The sequence below is a fragment of the Acetobacter sp. P5B1 genome, from assembly GCF_018811985.1.
Lineage (GTDB): Bacteria > Pseudomonadota > Alphaproteobacteria > Acetobacterales > Acetobacteraceae > Acetobacter > Acetobacter cerevisiae.
This window is the reverse complement of the sequence record NZ_JACRVS010000012.1, coordinates 1-20,010: the sequence shown is the minus strand read 5'-3', so window position 1 is coordinate 20,010 and position 20,010 is coordinate 1. Positions and strand designations below refer to the sequence as shown.

The 20,010-nt window shown below is 57.1% G+C and carries 20 protein-coding genes and 1 tRNA gene; 13 read left to right on the top strand and 8 right to left on the bottom strand.

What is annotated here, in order from left to right:
- Positions 1-46 precede the first annotated feature (46 nt).
- Positions 47-2,686 carry a TonB-dependent receptor plug domain-containing protein gene (locus KP703_RS09290; protein WP_373687468.1) on the bottom strand — a complete coding sequence of 880 codons (2,640 nt, stop codon included), beginning with the start codon at positions 2,684-2,686 and terminating at the stop codon, positions 47-49.
- Between the two features lie 306 nt (positions 2,687-2,992).
- Between KP703_RS09290 and KP703_RS09285 the strand changes: the two genes are divergently transcribed.
- The 5 genes from KP703_RS09285 to KP703_RS09265 all read left to right on the top strand — a co-directional run bounded on the left by KP703_RS09285 (position 2,993) and on the right by KP703_RS09265 (position 9,089).
- Positions 2,993-5,371: a phosphoketolase gene (locus tag KP703_RS09285; protein ID WP_215754614.1), complete on the top strand. Its 2,379-nt coding sequence runs from the start codon at positions 2,993-2,995 to the stop codon at positions 5,369-5,371.
- A 174-nt stretch (positions 5,372-5,545) separates the two neighbouring features.
- Positions 5,546-7,147, top strand: a complete 1,602-nt coding sequence (locus KP703_RS09280) for a flavin monoamine oxidase family protein (protein WP_215754613.1) — start codon at positions 5,546-5,548, stop codon at positions 7,145-7,147.
- Positions 7,147-7,581: a cytochrome c gene (locus tag KP703_RS09275; RefSeq protein WP_062142022.1), complete on the top strand. Its 435-nt coding sequence runs from the start codon at positions 7,147-7,149 to the stop codon at positions 7,579-7,581. The genes KP703_RS09280 and KP703_RS09275 overlap by 1 nt, the downstream gene beginning before the upstream one ends.
- A gap of 1 nt (position 7,582) precedes the next feature.
- Positions 7,583-8,092 carry a RidA family protein gene (locus KP703_RS09270; protein WP_082779549.1) on the top strand — a complete coding sequence of 170 codons (510 nt, stop codon included), beginning with the start codon at positions 7,583-7,585 and terminating at the stop codon, positions 8,090-8,092.
- 187 nt (positions 8,093-8,279) lie between these two features.
- A complete protein-coding gene (locus tag KP703_RS09265; protein ID WP_215754612.1) occupies positions 8,280-9,089 on the top strand; it encodes an alpha/beta fold hydrolase in 810 nt (269 codons plus the stop codon).
- Between the two features lie 48 nt (positions 9,090-9,137).
- Here the strand turns inward: KP703_RS09265 and KP703_RS09260 are convergent, their stop codons facing one another.
- The 7 genes from KP703_RS09260 to KP703_RS09230 form a co-directional block, all read right to left on the bottom strand.
- A complete protein-coding gene (locus KP703_RS09260; protein WP_062142024.1) occupies positions 9,138-9,422 on the bottom strand; it encodes a hypothetical protein in 285 nt (94 codons plus the stop codon).
- A 16-nt stretch (positions 9,423-9,438) separates the two neighbouring features.
- On the bottom strand, positions 9,439-10,953 hold the full coding sequence (locus KP703_RS09255; RefSeq protein WP_062249131.1) for an efflux transporter outer membrane subunit: 1,515 nt from the start codon (positions 10,951-10,953) through the stop codon (positions 9,439-9,441).
- Between the two features lie 19 nt (positions 10,954-10,972).
- The gene (locus KP703_RS09250) at positions 10,973-11,884 is read right to left on the bottom strand and encodes an HlyD family secretion protein (RefSeq protein WP_025826370.1); all 912 of its coding nucleotides are present in this window, start codon (positions 11,882-11,884) and stop codon (positions 10,973-10,975) included.
- A 28-nt stretch (positions 11,885-11,912) separates the two neighbouring features.
- Positions 11,913-12,107 (bottom strand): DUF1656 domain-containing protein, encoded by a 195-nt coding sequence (locus KP703_RS09245; RefSeq protein WP_025826372.1) that lies wholly within the window; start codon positions 12,105-12,107, stop codon positions 11,913-11,915.
- 22 nt (positions 12,108-12,129) lie between these two features.
- Complete coding sequence (locus KP703_RS09240; RefSeq protein ID WP_061507925.1) at positions 12,130-12,624, bottom strand: MarR family winged helix-turn-helix transcriptional regulator; 495 nt, start codon at positions 12,622-12,624, stop codon at positions 12,130-12,132.
- Between the two features lie 135 nt (positions 12,625-12,759).
- Complete coding sequence (locus KP703_RS09235; protein ID WP_043551375.1) at positions 12,760-13,185, bottom strand: hypothetical protein; 426 nt, start codon at positions 13,183-13,185, stop codon at positions 12,760-12,762.
- Between the two features lie 38 nt (positions 13,186-13,223).
- Complete coding sequence (locus KP703_RS09230; RefSeq protein WP_043551376.1) at positions 13,224-13,526, bottom strand: hypothetical protein; 303 nt, start codon at positions 13,524-13,526, stop codon at positions 13,224-13,226.
- Between the two features lie 67 nt (positions 13,527-13,593).
- Between KP703_RS09230 and KP703_RS09225 the strand changes: the two genes are divergently transcribed.
- From KP703_RS09225 to KP703_RS09190, 8 genes are all read left to right on the top strand, one after another.
- Positions 13,594-14,715, top strand: coding sequence for an ABC transporter ATP-binding protein (locus tag KP703_RS09225; RefSeq protein WP_215754611.1), 1,122 nt, complete (start codon positions 13,594-13,596; stop codon positions 14,713-14,715).
- A gap of 28 nt (positions 14,716-14,743) precedes the next feature.
- A complete protein-coding gene (locus KP703_RS15850; RefSeq protein ID WP_215754610.1) occupies positions 14,744-15,856 on the top strand; it encodes an extracellular solute-binding protein in 1,113 nt (370 codons plus the stop codon).
- 50 nt (positions 15,857-15,906) lie between these two features.
- On the top strand, positions 15,907-16,311 hold the full coding sequence (locus tag KP703_RS09215) for a hypothetical protein (protein WP_215754609.1): 405 nt from the start codon (positions 15,907-15,909) through the stop codon (positions 16,309-16,311).
- 28 nt (positions 16,312-16,339) lie between these two features.
- Complete coding sequence (locus KP703_RS09210) at positions 16,340-16,864, top strand: YcgN family cysteine cluster protein (protein WP_062142029.1); 525 nt, start codon at positions 16,340-16,342, stop codon at positions 16,862-16,864.
- Positions 16,865-16,946: 82 nt separating this feature from the next.
- Entirely contained in the window at positions 16,947-17,627 is a 681-nt protein-coding gene (locus KP703_RS09205) for a SprT family zinc-dependent metalloprotease (RefSeq protein ID WP_215754645.1), read from the top strand.
- 107 nt (positions 17,628-17,734) lie between these two features.
- Positions 17,735-17,820: transfer RNA gene (locus KP703_RS09200), tRNA-Leu, on the top strand.
- A 192-nt stretch (positions 17,821-18,012) separates the two neighbouring features.
- Positions 18,013-19,488 carry a DUF3375 domain-containing protein gene (locus KP703_RS09195; RefSeq protein ID WP_215754608.1) on the top strand — a complete coding sequence of 492 codons (1,476 nt, stop codon included), beginning with the start codon at positions 18,013-18,015 and terminating at the stop codon, positions 19,486-19,488.
- The coding region (locus KP703_RS09190) for a DUF4194 domain-containing protein (protein ID WP_215754607.1) at positions 19,485-20,010 on the top strand (526 nt) is incomplete at its 3' end. The genes KP703_RS09195 and KP703_RS09190, both read left to right, overlap by 4 nt.

Here is a 20,010-nt window from a genome sequence, read left to right as displayed (position 1 = left end):
AAAATAACCAAAAAATCAGTATTTTTACTTTTTATATAATCTGTTTTCAGAATGTGACATTCAATCGCCCGTAATAGTATCCTCCAGTAATCGGCACCTGGAGCGAGAACTGGTCATAAACCTGGCTGCCATAAGCCTGATTCACATGCGGAATTCTGCGTGGACGTACGTTGAAAATATTGTTTGCACCAACAGCCAGATGGAAATTTTTATTGAAACGATAACCAACTTCCAGATCAGTCAGCCACCGTGGTGAATTCTTAAATTGAGCAAAGCAGGTATTGGAATAGCGGAGAGCCTGTCCATCTGCAGGACATGTCAGGGCGCCATTTGTCCAGTCCTGATATTCCAGCATATTTGTTGTTTCGCCATAACGTGTCTGACGAATATTAATATCCCACTTATCCACCGTATAAAATGCATTGAGAATGATTTTGCTACGAGGATAGGCTGTTGTGATATAGCCAATATTTTGTGCGTTCAGAACTTCATTCCCATTGGAATCCAGACCGTTGTGATGGAGGCGCGTCCGGTTCAGATCAAGCGCCATTGACAAATTCAGCGTCCCATAACGCTCCATGTGAAAAGCATAGTCCGCTTTGATATCCAGCCCCTGAGTCCGGGTACTCGCACCATTGGTGAGATAATAGGCGCTATCCTGAGACGGGTCAGACAAAGCTGGTCCGGCAAGCGTATACCCCATTGCTTCAATAGCATTGACTGCAGCCTGACCATTGACCGTCCCGCCGCCTACAATACGGTCACGCAGATTGATCTGATAGACATCGGCTTCAATATGAAACCCTTTTATTGGCTCAATAACAATACCACCACTCTCACTGACAGACTGCTCCGGCTTTAGCTTTGAAGCCCCCAAAGCACGTGCCGCCGCCGATGACGCGGCAAGCATACCAGACGCACTGGTTGGACCAACATTCATTGCGCTGTAATGCTGCTCTGCAAGGGTGGGTGCGCGAAATCCGGTACTGATTGTTGCCCGAAATGCCAGCCATTTTGTCGCATCATAGCGGGTTGAAATTTTCCCCGTCTGAGTATTGCCCACATCCGTATAATGCTCAAAGCGGCCAGCAAAATCCAAATCCCAGTTTTTCAAAGGATGGAAATCACCATCAATATAAGCCGCAAAAATATCACGGTGCCAGTTCCCCGCGCTCTGCGGCCCCAGACCCGCATACCCCTGCGTGCCACCCAGCTCATAGGAGTTCGGGTTACCCGCTATAATTTGATAGGTTTCAAGTCGATGCTCTCCACCTATGGCCAGTGTCATCGGTACAGTGTGGGCAATATTAAAGCGATGACGAAAATCCAGATTATTGGTCCATTGGGCCATCCGGTAAGTTTCAGCCCGGGTAGATGTGGGTGACCAGCCGCAACCATCTGTCGAATAATATGCGCTGGAAGGATTAGTAGAACATGTTGAGGCAAGCATCCCTGTGTTGACGGTATTTTTATTACCAATCTTGGTACCGTCAGCACCATAAGTTGAACTTGCGTCCCAATCCCAATCTCCAAAAAGCCTGTTCCCTTTCAGGCCCATTGTGACGGCGTAGTCGTTTTCTTCGTTAGTTTCTAATGGAGAATAACCCCAAGGATACATACTGGGTGCACTACTAGGAATCCGATAGTTTTCGTAAGCCTCCCCATGCCGGTGCATGTAGGTCAGGTTGCCGTAAAACTGCAGGCGATCATCCACGAGATCCTTACCCCAATCCATTCCAAAATTCTCACGCGTTTCTTCAGGACGACCAAGAATCTTGTTTGAATCAAGAGGAACTTTTACAGATCCCGTATAGTAGCCATTTGTAGAGGCACCTTCTGGCCAATACCCCAGAAGGCGGTGGTCCTTCGCCCCTACGGTCATATGATCAGTATGATACATCTGGCCGCTAAGATGGAGAAAACCATTATTCCCCCATTTCAAACCGCCATCGGCATTTAACTGGTATTGCCACCCGTCACCATTATACGCATTAGCGCCTGTTTGTGCGCTCATGCTCACGCCATGGTCTCTTTTCTTGGTGATAATATTAACAACCCCGGCAATGGCGTCCGAGCCATACATGGCCGCGGCTCCATCCTCCAGCACTTCAATATGATCAATCATATTGGCGGGGATGCTGTTAATATCAGCCCCTGTAGAACCAAACTGCGGGCCAGAATCTGCAACAATGTTTGCAGTATTATGCCGCCGTTTGCCATCAACCAGAACAAGAACTTCATTCGGCCCCAACCCACGCATCTGAATGGATGAGGTCAAGGCCGCAGAATCCGCTCCCATTGCAACAACGTTAATGGAAGCATAAGTGCGTGTCAGCGCATCTGCGAGATTCATTTGTCCTGATCGGGCCAAAGTGGCAGCCGAGACAACCGTTACAGGAGATGTGCTTTGACGCGCCTTGCGGTTGGTCGAATGTGTTCCTGTTGTTACGTTAATTGTTTCTGCCTCTCCCGCCATCATGGGGCCCGTATCTTTATGACGTGCTGGCGGAACATGAGATGAAGACGACTTTGCAGAACTTATTTTACTTTTTTGGGAATGTGCCTGATCAACAGGATGTTTTTGCGCTGCGGGACGATATTTTTCAGATGGTGCAGCCACTGCGGTAATAGAAGGCGTTACGACACACAGTGTGGTCGTCATCAAGAAAATTTTGTTTCTTATCATCATGCCTCACCCGATACTTTCTGCAAAAGTACTTTAGGACACCACGACCCAAGTTATTTCCGCAGTATGAGGAGGCACTCAGGAAACTGCCATCACTATGAATCGATTCCGGAATGTTTTTGAGGGGTAGTTGCTATATAGCAACATTCTGCCGCCATCCAGCTGATGACGACGCTCTTTAGATTTAAGAGACACCGTCCCATTTTATGTCGCTACTCGACCTCAGCCATACCCGAACCGTACTCCAGTCCGAACGTTTCTGGTCTATGCTCCCTCGTCTCTGCCCCTTTCCCCGGAAGGACCACCATGACCAGCACCGCCCCAAACCCCGGCCCGCTTTCAGCCGAAGAGCTGGATCTGTTCAATAAATGGTGGCACGCCGCCAATTATCTTTCCATTGGCCAGATCTACCTGCTGCGTAATGCTCTGCTGCGGGAACCGCTCAAGCTGGAGCACATCAAAAAGCGCCTTCTGGGCCATTGGGGCACCACACCGGGGCTGAATTTCATCTGGCTGCACCTCAACCGTATTATTCGGGCACAGGGGCAGGATATCCTGTTTGTCGCCGGGCCCGGCCACGGGGCGCCGGGGCTGATTGCTTCCACATGGATGGAAGGCACCTATACGGAATACTTCCCGGATGTGACGCAGGATGAAGAGGGCATGACGCGCCTCTTCCGTCAGTTCTCCTTCCCCGGTGGCATCCCCAGCCATGCGGCCGCCACCACACCCGGCTCTATTCATGAAGGCGGTGAACTGGGCTACTCCCTCTCCCACGCCTATGGCGCGGTGTTTGACCATCCGGACCTTGTGGTCGCCTGTGTGGTGGGGGATGGCGAGGCAGAAACCGGGCCACTCGCCACCTCATGGCATTCCAACAAGTTTCTCGACCCCAAAACAGACGGGGCCGTGCTCCCCATCCTGCATCTGAATGGCTACAAAATTGCCAACCCCACCGTTCTGGCCCGCATCCCCAAGCATGAGCTGCGTGATTTCCTGAAAGGCTGTGGCTACGAGCCAATTTTTGTGGAGGGGCATGACCCGGCCCCCATGCATCAGGCTATGGCAAAAGCCATGGACGAGGCTTTTGCCCGCATTACCGCCATTCAGACTGCCGCTCGTAGCAGTAAGGCCGCCCCACAGCGCCCTACATGGCCAATGATCGTTCTCCGCAGCCCCAAGGGCTGGACCTGCCCCAAAACGGTAGATGGCCTGCGCACGGAAGGGTTCTGGCGGGCGCATCAGGTGCCGGTCGATCATATGGAAAAACCCGGCCACCTCGCTATTCTTGAAGAATGGATGAAGTCCTACAAGCCGGAAGAATTGTTTGATGAAAATGGCAGCCTAAAAGAAGAAATTGCCGCCCTTACCCCACCGCCCAGCAAGCGGATGAGCGCCAGCCCTTACGCCAATGGCGGCGCGCTGCTCCGCCCCCTCCGCCTGCCAGATTTCCGCGCCCATGCCGTCGCTATAACAGCACCCGGTAAGACCGTGGCAGAATCCACCCGCGTTCTGGGTGAATGGCTGAAAGATGTCATGGCGGCCAATCTGGACAAACGGAACTTCCGTGTGCTGGCCCCGGATGAAAACAATTCCAACCGCCTGAACGCCGTTCTGGATGTCACCAACCGCGCCTGGAACGCGGAAACGGAACCGTATGATGATCATCTGGCCAAAGACGGCCATGTGATGGAAATCCTCAGCGAACACACCTGTCAGGGCTGGCTGGAAGGCTATTTGCTGACAGGCCGCCACGGCTTTCTGTCCTGCTATGAGGCCTTCATCCACATTATCGATTCCATGGTGAACCAGCACGCCAAGTGGCTGAAAACCTCGCGGGAAACCAGCTGGCGGCGACCCATTGCCTCACTGAACTATCTGCTCACGTCCCATGTCTGGCGGCAGGACCATAATGGGTTCAGCCATCAGGACCCCGGCTTTCTGAATCATATGGTGAACAAGAAAGCCGAGACCGTGCGCATCTATCTGCCGCCGGATGCCAATACGCTGCTGTGCGTGGCCGACCACTGCCTGCGCAGCCGGGACCGCATCAATGTCATTGTGGCTGGCAAACAACCGGAATTGCAGTGGCTCAGCATGGATGATGCCCTCACCCACTGCCAGCAAGGCATTGGCATGTGGGAATGGGCGAGTAATGACAAAGGGAGCGCGCCGGACGTTGTCATCGCAAGTGCGGGCGATGTGCCGACACTGGAAGCTCTCGCCGCTGTCAGCCTGCTGAATGAATACCTTCCGGATGTAAAAATCCGTTTTGTAAACGTGGTCGATCTGATGACGCTGCAAACGCCGGAGCAGCACCCGCACGGCCTGCCGGATGAGACGTTTGATGCGCTCTTCACCTCAGACAAACCCGTGATCTTTGCTTTCCACGGCTATCCGGCACTGGTGCATCAACTCATCTATAAACGGAAAAATGCCGCCAATTTCCATGTGCATGGTTTCCGGGAGGAAGGCACCACCACCACCCCGTTTGACATGACCGTGCGCAACCATCTGGACCGTTTCCACCTTGTGGCCAACGTCATCCGGCGGGTGCCCCGGCTGGCCAGTCAGGCGGCCTATACGCATCAGGCCGTGCGCGACAAACTGGCGGAACATGAACGCTATGTGTGTGAGCATGGCGAGGACATGCCCGAAATCCGGAACTGGACCTGGCCTCAGTAAAAATCCCTGCGCACTATTTTGCACGATTTGGCGCATCTGAGATGTTGTCATGCCGTAACAGATGGCTTAGCATTACGATACACAAACGATCTGATTCCGTCATGATCTGTTGTGAGGAAATGCCGGTCATTCCATGCGGCCTGACTATTCTTGACATCATCTCGGGATTACCTGATGCCACACGCTCATCCGCCCACCGCACCGACGCGCCGGCAGCTTCTGACCCGCATCGGCACTCTGGCTGGCAGCGCCGCGCTGTATCAGGCCATGACCACTCTGGGCCACGCCATGGGCACAGATTTCCGTGGCCCACCCCAGCTTTCAGGCGCTAAGCCCGGCACCCGTGTGCTGGTGCTGGGTGCGGGTCTGGCCGGGATGCTCTCGGCCTATGAACTGCGGAAAGCGGGTTACAAAGTCCAGATTCTGGAATTCCAAAGCCGCAGCGGCGGCCGCAATATCAGCCTGCGCGGGGGTGACACCGTCAAGGAACTGGGCGGTGCCACCCAGAAAGTTGGTTTTGCACCGGGCAATTATATCAACCCCGGCCCATGGCGTATCCCGTACCACCATCAGGGTTTGCTGCATTATTGCCGTGAGTTTGGCGTGCAGCTCGAACCCTTTATCGAGCTGAACCACAATAGCTGGCTGCACTCCACCGGCGCCTTTGGCGGCAAGGCCGTACGCTATCGGGAACTGGCGTCTGACTTCAACGGCTTTACGGCAGAACTGCTGGCCAAAGCCATTGACCAGCACAAGCTGGATGAGTTGGTCCCGGAAGAGGAACGCGCCCATATCCGGGACGCCATGAAATCCTGGGGTGCTCTGAATAAGGACATGGCCTACGCCAAAGGCAACACCAGTTCCCTGCGCCGGGGGTTTGAAAAACCGCAGGGCGGTGGGATTGATGGCGCGCCCGTCCCCTCCGATCCGTTTGCCCGTAAAGATGTCATGCAGTCCGGCCTGTGGAACTGGATGGCCTTTCACGAACGGCTGGACATGCAGACCACCATGTTCCAGCCCGTCGGCGGGATGGACCAGATCGGCAAAGGCTTCACCCGCCAGGTCAAAGACCTCATCACGCTGAACTGCAAGGTCTCCTCCATCCATCAGGATGACCGCGGCGTGACCGTTACCTACACTGACACCGCCCATGGCGATGCTGTGCGGCAGGCGCAGGCCGATTATTGTGTCTGCACCATTCCGCTTTCTGTGCTGTCTCAGCTTGATCTGCAGGTTAATGCGGGGATGAAGGCCGCCATTGCCGCCGTGCCCTATGCGTCCTCCGTCAAAATGGGGATGGAGTTCAAGCGCCGCTTCTGGGAGGAAGATGATCAGATTTACGGTGGCATCAGCTTTACCGACCAGCAGATTAGCCAGATTTCCTACCCCAGCAACGGCATTTTCTCAAAAGGCCCTGCGGTCTTGCTAGGCGGCTACATGTTCGGCCCCGCCGCTTATGACTTTGCAGGCATGACACCGGAAGAGCGTATTCAGCGGGCTCTGGATCAGGGCATGGCCATTCATCCTCAGTACCGCAAAGAGTTTTCAAACGGCGTCAGTTTTGCATGGAGCCGCGTGCCCTGGACTCTGGGCTGCTGCTCCATGTGGACGGAAGAAGCCCGGAAAACCCATTACAAAACACTGTGCGCCGTGGACAATCGCCTCGTTCTGGCAGGTGAGCATGCCTCTTACGTCGGGTGCTGGCAGGAAGGGGCCATTCTCTCCGCACTGGATGCCGTGACCCGTCTGCACAAACGCGCGCTGGGAGCCGCCTGATGCGTAAATTTCTGCTTGTAACGTCTCTCTGCCTTACCGCAGGCCTTGCCTCCCCTGCCCTCGCCCCGGTTGCAGCCCATGCGGACAGTGCGAGTGCCGTCGCCGGTAAAATGCAGGTCCTGCCGGATGGGGAGGCCATTTATCATCACGTCTGCCAGAGCTGCCATATGCCAGACGGCAAAGGCGCTGTGGGAGCCGGGGCCCAGTTCCCGGCTCTGGCCGGCAACCCCAAACTGAAAAGTGCCGAGTATCCGGCTTATGTGGTGCTGAACGGCTTTGGCGGCATGCCCTGGTTTGCCGGGCTGCTGAATGACCAGCAGGTGGCCAATGTCGTCAATTACGTTCGCACACATTTCGGGAACCATTATACTGATGCACTGAAACCAGAAGACGTTTCTGAAATGCGTCCCCATCTGTCAGTAGAGGAAGAATAACGTGCGCCTTTTTAAAAGCCTGATCCCCGCCGCAGCCCTGACGGCTCTGGCTGCCTTCCCTGCTCTGGCGCATGCTGAGGGCGGTGTGATCCGTCATGGTGAGGGGAAATTCCCCATCTCCACCGCTGTGGAAGTCCCCGCCGGGGCCACCACCATTTATCTCAGCGGCATGGGGGCTCCGGTGCAGGACAAAACCGCACCGCCCAAAAGCCTTGAGGCCTATGGCGACACCCGTGCCCAGACACTCGCCTCCCTCCAGCGCATTGAAGGCGAGCTGAAAAAGCTGAACCTGACCATGGGGGATGTTGTGCAGATGCACATCTATATGGTGGCGGACCCGCGCACGAAACAGCTGGATTTTGATGGCATGATGAAGGCCTACACCCAGTATTTCGGCACAGAAAAGCAGCCTAACCTACCGGTGCGCTCCGCCTTTGCCGTGGCCCAGCTCGCCAACCCCGGCTGGCTGATTGAAATTGAAGTGACAGCTGTTCGGACGCCTAAGAAATAAGGCCTGTTGCCTGGCAACGAATTCCCCAGTCCATCGCTTTTCAAACAAAAAGACAAGCGGAGGATCTGGGGAAACAGCATCCCGCCCCACACATTTGCAAGTCTCGTCATACACAGCCATCTAAAAGCGTAGGGCATCTTGTTATAACAAGATGCCCACAACACGCTCTTTTACGAGGCCTGACGATATGACTGAGCATTTAACAAAACGCTGGCAAACCCTGCCCGCCACCCCGGCCCCTCTGGCCTCCTTTAAAGGACAGCACGCCCCCATTAACGGATGCTCTCTCTATTATACGGAGGGCGGCGCAGGGGACGATGTCATCATCATGCTGCATGGCGGTATGGCGAACTCTGATTACTGGGGGATACAGGCTGCGTATCTTGCCAAAACGCACCGTGTCATCCTCGTGGATAGCCGAGGGCATGGCCGTAGCACGTTAGGGGATAAACCCCTCAGCTACGCCCAAATGGCCGACGATATCATTCACCTGATGAACCATCTGGAAATTCCGAATGCCAGTCTCGTCGGGTGGAGTGACGGCGGTGTGCAGAGCATCATTCTGGCCTCTGAACACCCGGACCGCATCAAACGCATCTTTGCTTATGGGGCGCATATGTCCGCCTCCGGCCTTAATCTGGCCTGTAGCGGGGATAAGGTGGTCAACGCTTTTGTAAAACGCGCAACAGAAGACTACCGCAAGCTTTCCCCAACCCCGGATGAATTTGATGTCTTTTCAAAAACCGTCTGGGGCCTGTGGAAATGGGAGCATGATGCCGAATTTACGGAAGACCGCCTGAACGCCATCCGCTGTCCTGCGTGGATTGTAGACGGGGACCGGGATGAGATGATTCATCACCCCCATCTGGAATATCTGGTGGCGCATATTCCGGACAGTTCTTACATGATCCTGCCGGAGACCAGCCATTTTGCCTTCCTGCAGGCACCGCTTCTGTTTAACGAAGCTCTGGCCGATTTCCTGTCCGTCAAAGCCTGACGGTCAGGGCGAGAAGGGTTCAGCTCTGATAACGGGCTGAACCTCTTCTTATTTTCCGTCTGTTCTCTCAAGTTCGCCGTCAGCATCATCCGGCAGAAAGAAATCTTCCGGGTCTTCTGGCACAGGCAGAGACAGCAGGAAAAATCCCGCCGCTACCGTGATCGCACCCGTCGCAACGGGCAGCCAGCGCAGGGCTGTCACCAGCGCGGAGTCCTGCGTGCTGCCGTTGACAACAAGCGCCCAGCCACTCACGCACAGCAGCGCAAAACCACCCACAAAACAGGCCACAATCCAGAGCAACCGACGCACATAAGGAGACGAAGACTTGCTCATGATGTGACCTTTCAGATCATTGCTTGAAGGCCCGCGCTAGCACGTTTTGTGTTTCGAGGGAAACCGGCAGGGTGGAATTGGTCAGCGCCACACCTTTCCAGCCTGCGCCCAATGCCGTGTACAGATTCACAGCATCACGCAGACGTTCCAGACGAGCCAGCGCTTCCATGTTCTGCGCATTCAGGGTGGTGCGCTCGGTTGTCAGCACTTCCAGGAAGCCGACCAGACCAGCACCATACAACCGCCGTGCCCGCTCACTGGCCGTGGCACTGTCTTCTGCCGCTTTATGCAGCTGCTCGGCATATTCAATGTCATCATGCCAGGCCGCCATGGCGTCTTCAACTTCCTTGAAGCCGTTCAACACGGACTGGCGATAGGTCAGACGCGCTGCTTCCGCCGAGGCCTGAGCCGCCCGGACTTCAGACGTCATCTTGCCACCGTGCATCAGCGGCAGGCTCGCCATCATCAGGAACTGCCAGCTCATGGCATTGACCTGAAACAGCTGATACATGGCCGATGCGTTCGGGTTGAAGGTCAGCGGAATGACAAAGTGCGGATACAGGTTAGCCACAGCCACGCCAATCTGCGCCGTCGCCAGTGCGTACTGCCGTTCCGCCATACGGATATCCGGGCGGTTGGCAATCACGACAGACGGCAGGGTCGCGGGAAATTCCGGCACGGTCGGCAGGGGCCGCGGCACCTTCAGTTCATCTTCCAGAGAACCCGGCATCTGCCCCAGCAGCACGGCAATAGCGTGCGTTACCTGAGAGACACGAGTTTTCAGCGGTTCACGCGCTGCAATCTGCGTATCCAGCTCGGCCTGAGCCTGCGCAATCTGCAGGGTGTTCCCCACGCCTTCCAGATACAGCTTGTTGGTCAGATCCACCGCATTTTTGGCAACGCGGATATTGTCCGTAGCAATTTTGATCTGCAACTGCGTGACCCGCAGCAGCATATAGTCAGATGCCAGTTCGGACAGCATCGTCATCAGGAGCGCACGACGGCCTTCAATGGAGGCTTCCACGGCACGCTCATGCGCTTCCACATCACGGCGGATACGCCCGAATACGTCCACTTCCCACGTCGCCATTGCGCCATAGGTCAGCATGGAGGCTTCCGGCCGGTTCTGCGGGTTGCCGGGGCGGATCGGCCAGTTATCAATGTTCAGGGAATACCGCACATCCCCGCCACCAATATTGGCATCCATCTGCGGATACCACTGCGAGGCAGACCGGTCACGGATGGCGCGTTCGGCCAGAATGCGCTGCCCGGCAATCTGGAGATCATAGTTTCCTTTGATCGCCTGCTCGACCAGACCGGTCAGCACCGGGTCCTTGAACGCCGCCCACCACTCGGTCATTTCCTTGTTGGTGCGGTCAATTTCTTCCTGGGTTGCAGGGTGCTCTTCCGCTGCTTCCTTGAACTGGGCCGGCACCTTCATGCGCTCTGCCTGATAGTTCGGCCCGACAGTACAGGCCGAAAGCATCAGGGAAGACGCCATGAAAAGGCCGAGGCGACGATGAACCTTCATCTTATGTTCCATGCCGCTCTCAGAGATGATCTTGCAGCCAGGTGGTCATCTTGCCTCGTCGGCCACGTGGCTCCGGCCCAACGCTGACAGTCGCTGTCATGCCGGCAGCCAGTGTCACGCTGTCCGGCACATGGTCAAGATGGATACGCACCGGGATACGCTGGGCCAGACGCACCCAGGTAAAGATGGGGTTCACATCCTGCAGGCCCAGCTTGTCGGGGGTACCGTTGGTATCGTTAATACCGCGGGCAATACTCACCACATGGCCAGTCAGGATCGGCTTATAGCCCATCAGCTTGACGCGGGCTTCATCACCCACATGCACGCCCCACATCTTGGTTTCTTCAAAGTAGCCGTAAACCCAGTAGGAGTCGGCATCAATCACAGCCAGACGGGCCTGCCCGGAGGATGCGTAATCACCCACCCGCAGATTGAGGTTGGTCACGTAACCATTAACCGGGGAATACAGAACAGAACGCTGAAGGTTCAGTTTGGCCACGTCCAGCGCGGCGCGGGCTGCATCCACCGCGGCAATCTGCGTTGCCACATTGGAGTTAAAGACTTCCTGCTCTTCCGCCGAGACAATGCCACCCAGCCCCATACGGCGGCGGGCATCATTGCGCTTGAGCTTCAAATCTTCCAGTGCGCCATCCAGTCGGGCCTGTGCCTCACGGATCGCCAGACGGAAGCGTACGGGGTCCAGCACAAACAGCGGGTCCCCCTTATGCACAAACTGGTTATCCACCACCGGGATCTGCACCACAGTGCCCGAGACTTCAGGAGCCACGTCCACAACATACACACGCACACGACCATCACGGGTCCATGGAGCGATCATGTAGACGTTCCAGAGGGTCACCCCCAGCACAATGGCCAGAGAGACAACCGCCAGGGTCAGAATAACTCGTATCAGGGTGCGCAGAAGGGGCATTGCGGAGACTCAAAAGCCTTTTCAGGGGTCAGACGTACAAAATGAGCAGGCAGAGGATACAAACGTAGAGCGAAACTTCGAACAGAGCGATGTGCCAGAACCAGCCCAGCAGGCCGCTCCACCACAGCACGAAACGAACACACATGGTAAGGGGCAGCGCCGCCAGTGCGTAGACGACGATCGGTGCCATGAAGACACCAAAGAGATTGAATTCCGTCAGCATGACGCCATTCTCGTAGCAACTCTCATCGTGCGTGTGCCCGCTCTGACCCGGCCAGATCTTTCTGCCCGGATGCGGCCTGTTCAACCCGGTCAAGAATCCCGCAGCACTGCTCCAGTTCCTGCGGGGTTACATGTTCGGTCAGGCGCGTTGCCACATCGTCTGCCGCATGGCTGACAAGTGCGGCAACTTTCCGGCCTTCTTCCGTAATGCTGACAAGCTTGGAACGACGATCTTCCTCATCAATTTCCCGGACAATAAAGCCGCGCTTTTCCAGCACATCCAGCAACCGCACGAGAGACGGTGCCTCTAGTGAGAGAGAACGGGCCAGGTCTGTCTGTCTGACAGGCTGTTCAGAAAAATTGAGATAATAGATGGGCCGCCAGGTTGCATCCGTCAGGCTGAACCGGCGCAAATCCGCATCAATCTCGCGCCGCCAGATGGCCGCAAGGCGAGCCAGCCGGTGCCCGAAGGACCGGCGGGTTTCGATGCTATTATCAGGATAACGCGGAGGTTCCATTATGTGCCCATACTAGCAAGCATACAAACTGTTCGCACGCTCACAAAATCGTAGGGCAATCATTCCCAGAAAAAATCCGCCCCCGCCAATGCAAAATTGGAATGGAACCTATGGGCAAAGGCGGATGGAAAGAAATCAGTTCTTCTTGCGGCGCACTACGTCCCACACCTTGCGGGTGCCGCTGCGGCCCAGAGACCCTGCCACCGTGGCCGTAACTGCGGCCAGTGTGACGGATTCCCTCATTTGTGTCGCACAGCGATTACGGGCGATGCGGGCTTCCACTTCTGCGGTCGTCAGGTAAGAGCGACGGCCAAACAGGACACAGATCAGAGCAAAAATCACATCCAGCGCAAACACGCCGAATGCGGCCGTCACCGGGCCCCAGTGGAAGGTAAACAGGAACAGGGCCCACAGGAGTCCATGCCCGGATATCAGGGCGAAAAACCCGAACACCGCGGCGGCAACAAGAAATGCTGCCTGTTTTCCTAACCGGACCGCCATCTGCTGCATGAGATGGGACTGTGCATGCAGGGCGGACCTGCCAAGTTCAAAAATACGCATGGACTCAGGGACTACCTTCGTTCAGATCACGTGAGGCTTCAGCGTGACATCCGACCGAGGATAAAGCCCACAACGCCGGAAATGGCGATGGACACCCATGACGACTGCGCACGCGTCTGCTTGGAAATATCGCTGCGCGCATGATTGGCCAGTTCACGCGCATTGGCAACTGCTTCTTCAGTCAAATCACTGGCTTTACCGCCAGCATTCGTCAGCGCGGGCACCACATGCTTGGTGATCAGCCGTTCCAGATGCGCCTTTACGGCTTCAATTTCATCACGGGCTGTCTCAGCAGCAGACTCACCAGCAGCCTTTACATCCTTGAGTTTATCAGAAGACATGGAACACCCTATTCGCGTTAGATTTATTGACAACACTCTTTTAACTGATCGCTAAGGATAAGGTTGCATGCATACGGCGCATAGCTCGCCCCCGCCGCTAGCCCTTCACAATCTCGCTTTCCTCCCTCCGCTCCCCGGCCTCAGCCTGCGGGTGGAGAAAGGCCAGTGCGTGGCCCTGCTGGGAATCGGCACCGAGCATGAGGACCTGTCGCGCCTGACAGACGTGCTGGCCGGACATGCCCCCAGTTATGGCGGGCAGATCCTGGTTGGCGGGGAAGATGTCACCCATCGCCCGACCGGCTTGCGTGGCCTGGCCACCATCGGGGCCCATGCGCCGCTTTTCCCGCACCTGACACTGGCGGACAACATTCTGTTCCCCCTCCGGGCTTCCGGGCAGGTCTCCGCTACGGAAAGCGAACGCCGCACAACGGAAACACTCTCTCTGGTAGGGCTGGATGGCCGGCGCGCGCTTAAACCCGCGAGCCTCACACCAGAGCAAAATCTGCGTGGCCAGCTGGCGCGCGCCCTCGTCATGCGGCCTGAAGTGCTCGTCCTGAACCGCCCGTTCAGCGCTCTGGACCATACAGCCACCATGCGCGTTATGGCTTTGCTCGAAAAGCTGCAACGCGCGATTGGCCTCAGCACCCTTCTCTTCACGCGGGACCGCACAGAAGCCCTGATGGCGGGAGACACCATCGGCATTCTGGAAAACGGCATCCTGCTCCAGCTTGCCACACCGCCCGACTTGCTTAATCGGCCCGCGCATGAGCAGGTCGCCATTACATTTGGTGAAGCCAATGTCCTGACCGGCAAGGTGCTGTATGCAGAAGACGACATGGCGGAACTCCGCCTCCCCACGGGCGAGACGGTGGAGGCCATGGCCGCACCGGGGCTGGAGGAACAGGACCTCGCCAATATCTGCATCGCGCCGGACCGCCTCTCCGTCATGTTCCCGCGCCAGCTCAGCGGACCGCCTGAAGAAAACGACATGGTGCTCTGCACTCTGGTCTCCGCCCGGCATGTGGGTACAGCCATTCACATGCGCTTTCGCATGCAGGATGGCGGGGAAATTATTGCCCATCGCCCCCCTGTTCACACCATGCGAGACCTGGAACCGGGGCGCGTCGCGCTGCTTGCCTGGCAAACAGCAAACGCCACCGCCTTTCCGATGGACCACAAATCAGGCTAGAATTACCTTTGACTTAAGCAGCAACCGCGTGAGGCTACCCCTGTCCCTTCTTTCGTTTCGCGACGCATCCTTCAAAACGCCCCTTCGCCCGCGTGCGCAGAGGCCCTCTGCCCTGTCAGCCTTCTTTCGGCACGGGCTGACGGCGCTCGTTCTGGGAAGCATGGTGCTGCCTGCTTTTTCGCAGGCTGATGCGCGCTCGATACGCCGGATTCATCGGACCGTGGTGCAGCCGGTACGCATTCTGACATTTGGGGGGGCCATTACGGCCACCCAGCAGAAAGTGCTGTTCACGCCCTATGCACAGCTTATCAAGCATCCGCTTGCGCCCTCCTCATGGGATGGGGAGATCGACTCTCTTCGCAAGCAGGAAACCGAGTCTCCCCACCGCTGGGCCGCCGTGATGATGGAAACCAGCTCCCTGCAAATCAGTTGCTCTCTCGGCCTGCTGGTGCGTGACCCGGCTGACCCCTCCCCCAACGGGTGTGGCCAGTCTTCCGCGTCTATTGATTTTGCCATGGCGTGGGACCGTTCCCGCTTTGATACGCCACCCGACTGGTCGGACTTCTGGGATGTCGCGCGTCACCCGGGCCGCCGGAGCCTGCGCCGCGACCCCCGCACCACGCTGGAAATTGCCCTGCTGGCCGATGGCGTCTCTCCTGACGCTCTCTACCGTGTCCTGAACACGCAGGACGGCGTGGAACGTGCCTTCCGTAAGCTCGACCAGTTGCGCCCCTACATTGTCTGGTGGTCCACGCCAGAGGAAGCCGCGCGTATTCTTAAAAGTGGTGGTGCGCTGATGGGCAGCGTGCCCACCGGAGAAATTCTCAGCGCCCCACAGGCTGACCGTGACCGTTTTGGCCTCTACTGGCCGCAGCGCCTGCAGGTTAATTACGCATGGGGCGTGCCAAAAACCTCTGCAGAAGAAAATACGGCGCTGGCCCTAACGGCATGGCTGGAACACCCCACCCAGAAGCAGGCCTTTGCCAATGCTTGGCCGTCTCTGCCATCTCTGGCGGAAATCAATGCAGGCTCTCCGGACAGCCGCCACATACTGCCCCCTATCGCAGTGAATGACACGTTCTGGAGTTCGCATCTCTCAACCCTGTCTGCACGCTTTGAACGTTGGGCCGAAGACCGGTGAACCTTCCCGCGTCCGGCCTTCTGCCTTTTCTCATCACACACACATTGTTCATGGCTCTGACGGGCATCTGTCTGGCAGCGCTGGTGCTCAGTGTGGCCCTTTTAACGCGGCAGGGCGGTCGACTTTATACGTTGCTCCTGCTGGTTCTGCTGCCCGCCACCGCAGCCGCTCTCACGCTGCCGTTCCTGCTGCCGCTTGACCGCGCTGCTCTGCTTCTTCCCTTTCTTCAGGGTGTGCTGATCGGACCGGCCATTTCTCTCGCACCGCTTCGCCGCCTCAAAGACGCACCATCAACTTGGGGGCGCACGGCGCAGGAACTGGGAGCAACGTCCCTCACCCGTATCCGTTTGCTCTGGCTCCCCCTTCTGGGCCGTCCGCTGGCTGGCAGCATCGGTCTGGCTCTGGCACTCAGCCTGCTCGGGGCTCTGGGAATCAGCAAAGCCCCTCTTTCCTGAGGCCTCCTGCCGGTTTATCCTGCGCGGCATGACTTCCCCTTCATCCACCGCTCCGTTCTGGGAAACCACCCCGCTCCAAGAGATGACCACCGCTGAGTGGGAATCCCTGTGTGATGGCTGTGGCCGTTGCTGCCTGCATAAGCTGCGTGACGAAGATACGGACGAAATTCACTATACGTCCGTCGCCTGCCGCCTGCTGGATGTCTCCGACTGTCGCTGCACGGACTACCCGCATCGGCACAGAAAAGTGCAGGACTGCATCACCCTGACACCGGCAATGGTGTCCGAACTGGACTGGCTGCCGCCTGACTGCGCCTACCGCCGCCTCTCCGAAGGGCGCTCCCTGCCCACATGGCATCCGCTTATTACCGGCAACCCGGAAAGCGTGATTGAAGCCGGGGCCTCTGCCGCAGGCCGGTGCATTAGTGAACGACAGGCTGGCGCACTGGAAGACTATCTCGTCGCATGGCCCGGCCAGCCTGCTAAAAAACCTAAAAAACCCAGCGCGCACAAGCGGCCTTCGGTCCGCCACATCCGTGCCGATACGCCCTGAAAAACCTGTTCCACGTTCTGAGCGGGGTGCTGCCATAGCCCCCCGCGCCAACCCCACGCCTTCTACGCAGACGCCGGATCTCATTCAACTCGCTCCGGACTGCCACGTGCCCGTCATCTGGAAACCCTCCAGCCGGGCGCGACGACTCTCCCTCCGGATTGACCCGCGCAGACAGGCTGTATCGGTCACACTCCCCTCCGGGCTTTCTACTGCACAGGCTGTGCAGTTTCTCAAAATCCAGAAACACTGGATCACAAAACGCCTGACGGCTCTGCAACAGGCCCCCGCCTTCCTGCCGGGCCGCACCATCCCCATTGAGGGAAAGCCGCATACCATTGTGCATCATCCCACCGCGCGTGGTGGCGTCTGGATAGAGGCGGACCAGATTTGTGTGAGCGGTGCTGAAGAGTTTATCAGCAGGCGGATTACAGATTTTTTGAAAAAGCATGCCCGGCAGATATTAGGTCAGGAACTCCGTGCGCAGGCTCAGATGTCCGGCTTGCGACCCACACAGCTTGATATCCGCGATACCTCCAGCCGATGGGGTAGCTGCTCATCCTCTGGCCGCATCATGCTGTCCTGGCGTCTGGTAATGGCTCCTACTGCCGTCAGACATTATCTGATTGCGCATGAACTGGCCCACTTACGCCACATGAACCATGCTCCAGCATTCTGGACTCTGGTAGACCAGCTCACCCCCCACCGACACCACGCCGAAGCATGGTTGAAACACCACGGCTCAGCCCTGTTAGGCGCACACTAAACACACACACCCGCTACAGAAACGCTTGCCGCCACGGCCCAACATGCTAAAACCCGCCATAACACAGTAAAACGCCCTGTATGGCTGACAAAAACAGTCCACCTTATGCGAACTTGGCGGAATGGTAGACGCAGGAGACTTAAAATCTCCAGCCCGTAAGGGCGTGCGGGTTCGAGTCCCGCAGTTCGCACCACCAACCATTTGAAATATAATAGTAAAATGAGAATTTTAGGGGTCTGTGGGATTTTTCCGTTTGTCTTCCCATAATGGGAACTCGTCATGCGCCTCCTTAGAGGCCCGCACTACTACTTCCCTCGCCTCATCTGCTCTCATCCTGTAACAAGGCTTCTTTGGCATCCGGGCAGAGCAGTAGAGGCTGGCGCAGATGAAGCTTGATTTCACAACTCTCAACAGCATGCGCCAGCATAATCCGGCCTGGCGCCTGTTATGCTCGGACTATGCCCCCCTTATTCTCAGCTTTTTGCATCAGGCCTTCGTACGCCCCAACGTGCGCAGTCTGGAAGCCGAGAGCATGGCGGAAGCGCTGGAAGACACGCTCTATACGTTGCGCCAGCAGCTGGATGAAAACGCATTCCCCAGAACGGCCCGGGAGTATCTGGAAGACTGGGCCTCTCCGGACAAAGGCTGGCTAAGAAAATTCTATCAGCTGGGGACAGACAACGCCGTGTTCGACATGACCCCGGCCACCGAGAAAGCGCTTTCATGGCTGGAGCAGCTGGCAGAACGTAGCTTTGTCGGCACAGAATCCCGCCTGCGGACCCTGTTTGACCTGTTGCGCCAGATGAATGAAGGCACCCAAAGCGACCCTGACCAGCGCCTTGCAGACCTGCACCAGCGCCGGGGGGAAATTGACGCCGAAATTGCCCGCATCCAGAGTGGTGATCTCAGCCTGATGGATGATACCGGCATCAAGGAACGCTTCTCGCAGTTCACCCGCATGGCGCGCGATCTTCTGGCCGACTTCCGTGAAGTAGAACATAATTTTCGCCGTCTGGACCGCGCCGTGCGGGAACGCGTTGCTCTATGGGATGGCACCAAAGGCGCATTGCTGGATGAAATTCTGGCCCAGCATGATCTGATTAATGAATCCGATCAGGGCCGCAGTTTTCAGGCCTTCTGGAACTTCCTCATGTCCAGCCGCAGGCAGGAAGAACTTTCGCAACAGCTGGAACATATTCTCTCCCTGCCCGTCATTGCGGCGCAGAACCCGGACCCTCGCCTGCGCCGTATTCATTATGACTGGCTGGAAGCGGGCGACCACACACAGCGCACCGTCGCACAGCTCTCCCACCGCCTGCGTCAGTTTCTGGATGACCAGAGCCGGCAGGAAACCCGGCGCATTATGGAAATTCTGCACAATATCGAGGCCCACGCCATCGCGGCACGCCCGTACTTGTCCGACTGCCCGCCCGATGAGGCGCTGACGGATCTGGACGCCATGGCCGCCTCCCCTGACCTTATTATGGAACGGCCTCTTTATTCGCCCCCACTCCCCACGATCCTGACGGTTGACCCGCTGCCGGAAGACACGGGGGACGATGTGGACCCCATAGCCCTTTATGAACAGGTTGTGGTGGACCGCGTGCGCCTGACCGAAAACATTCAGCAGGCTCTGGCGGAAGCCCCGCAAATCAGCCTTGCCGCACTACTGCATCGCTACCCGCTGGAACAGGGCCTGTCTGAACTCGTGGCCTATCTTCAGCTCAGCAGTGAGCGCTTCGAGAGCCTCATTGATGAAAAGACAAACGATCATGTAAACTGGGACATCATGACAACGGATGGGTCCATCATAACGCGCCACGCCACCCTGCAACGCGTAATTTTTGTGAGGTCGGCATGAGCCAGACGGTCAATATCCCAGAGGACACAGAGGCTTCGGCTCACGGGCCAGCTTCTCTCTCCACGCTCGCCATTACGCTCTTAAAAAGCGTGATCTACCGGGAGGAAGATGAAGGCTTGTGGGGACATCTGCTCCGCCTTCAAAATCAGGTGCGGGATTATGTCGTCGTTTTGGGGCTGGTTCTGATTATCGACCCCGCCGAGGGCTATGCGTATCTGCGCAGCGCACCGCAGCCGGAAGAGGAAGAAGGCGCATCCCGCATGCTCCGCCTGATTGCGCGGCGTCCGCTCTCTTTCCACGTCAGTCTGCTTTTAGCCCTGCTCCGCCAGCAACTGGTTCGGTTTGATGCTATGGGGGGCGAGACCCGCCTTATCCTCAGTCGCGATGATATCGCCTCCATGCTTCAGACCTTTCTGCCAGAAAGTAGCAATGAAGTCCGGCAACTCGCGCAGATTGAAACCTATATCCGCCGCGTGGCCGAACTCGGCTTTCTGCGCCCCCTCCCCCCCACCAGTGCAGATG

Excerpts from the sequence above, each read along its gene's own strand:
- KP703_RS09275 (WP_062142022.1), top strand. The coding sequence starts at position 7,147 with ATGCGTAAATTTCTGCTTGTAACGTCTCTCTGCCTTACCGCAGGCCTT.
- KP703_RS09285 (WP_215754614.1), top strand. The coding sequence starts at position 2,993 with ATGACCAGCACCGCCCCAAACCCCGGCCCGCTTTCAGCCGAAGAGCTG.
- KP703_RS09215 (WP_215754609.1), top strand. The coding sequence starts at position 15,907 with ATGGCTCTGACGGGCATCTGTCTGGCAGCGCTGGTGCTCAGTGTGGCC.
- KP703_RS09290 (WP_373687468.1), bottom strand. The coding sequence starts at position 2,686 with ATGATAAGAAACAAAATTTTCTTGATGACGACCACACTGTGTGTCGTA.
- KP703_RS09225 (WP_215754611.1), top strand. The coding sequence starts at position 13,594 with ATGCATACGGCGCATAGCTCGCCCCCGCCGCTAGCCCTTCACAATCTC.
- KP703_RS09260 (WP_062142024.1), bottom strand. The coding sequence starts at position 9,422 with ATGAGCAAGTCTTCGTCTCCTTATGTGCGTCGGTTGCTCTGGATTGTG.
- KP703_RS09255 (WP_062249131.1), bottom strand. The coding sequence starts at position 10,953 with ATGAAGGTTCATCGTCGCCTCGGCCTTTTCATGGCGTCTTCCCTGATG.
- KP703_RS09245 (WP_025826372.1), bottom strand. The coding sequence starts at position 12,107 with ATGCTGACGGAATTCAATCTCTTTGGTGTCTTCATGGCACCGATCGTC.
- KP703_RS09195 (WP_215754608.1), top strand. The coding sequence starts at position 18,013 with ATGAAGCTTGATTTCACAACTCTCAACAGCATGCGCCAGCATAATCCG.
- KP703_RS09250 (WP_025826370.1), bottom strand. The coding sequence starts at position 11,884 with ATGCCCCTTCTGCGCACCCTGATACGAGTTATTCTGACCCTGGCGGTT.
- KP703_RS09280 (WP_215754613.1), top strand. The coding sequence starts at position 5,546 with ATGCCACACGCTCATCCGCCCACCGCACCGACGCGCCGGCAGCTTCTG.
- KP703_RS09230 (WP_043551376.1), bottom strand. The coding sequence starts at position 13,526 with ATGTCTTCTGATAAACTCAAGGATGTAAAGGCTGCTGGTGAGTCTGCT.
- KP703_RS09240 (WP_061507925.1), bottom strand. The coding sequence starts at position 12,624 with ATGGAACCTCCGCGTTATCCTGATAATAGCATCGAAACCCGCCGGTCC.
- KP703_RS09265 (WP_215754612.1), top strand. The coding sequence starts at position 8,280 with ATGACTGAGCATTTAACAAAACGCTGGCAAACCCTGCCCGCCACCCCG.
- KP703_RS09235 (WP_043551375.1), bottom strand. The coding sequence starts at position 13,185 with ATGCGTATTTTTGAACTTGGCAGGTCCGCCCTGCATGCACAGTCCCAT.
- KP703_RS09210 (WP_062142029.1), top strand. The coding sequence starts at position 16,340 with ATGACTTCCCCTTCATCCACCGCTCCGTTCTGGGAAACCACCCCGCTC.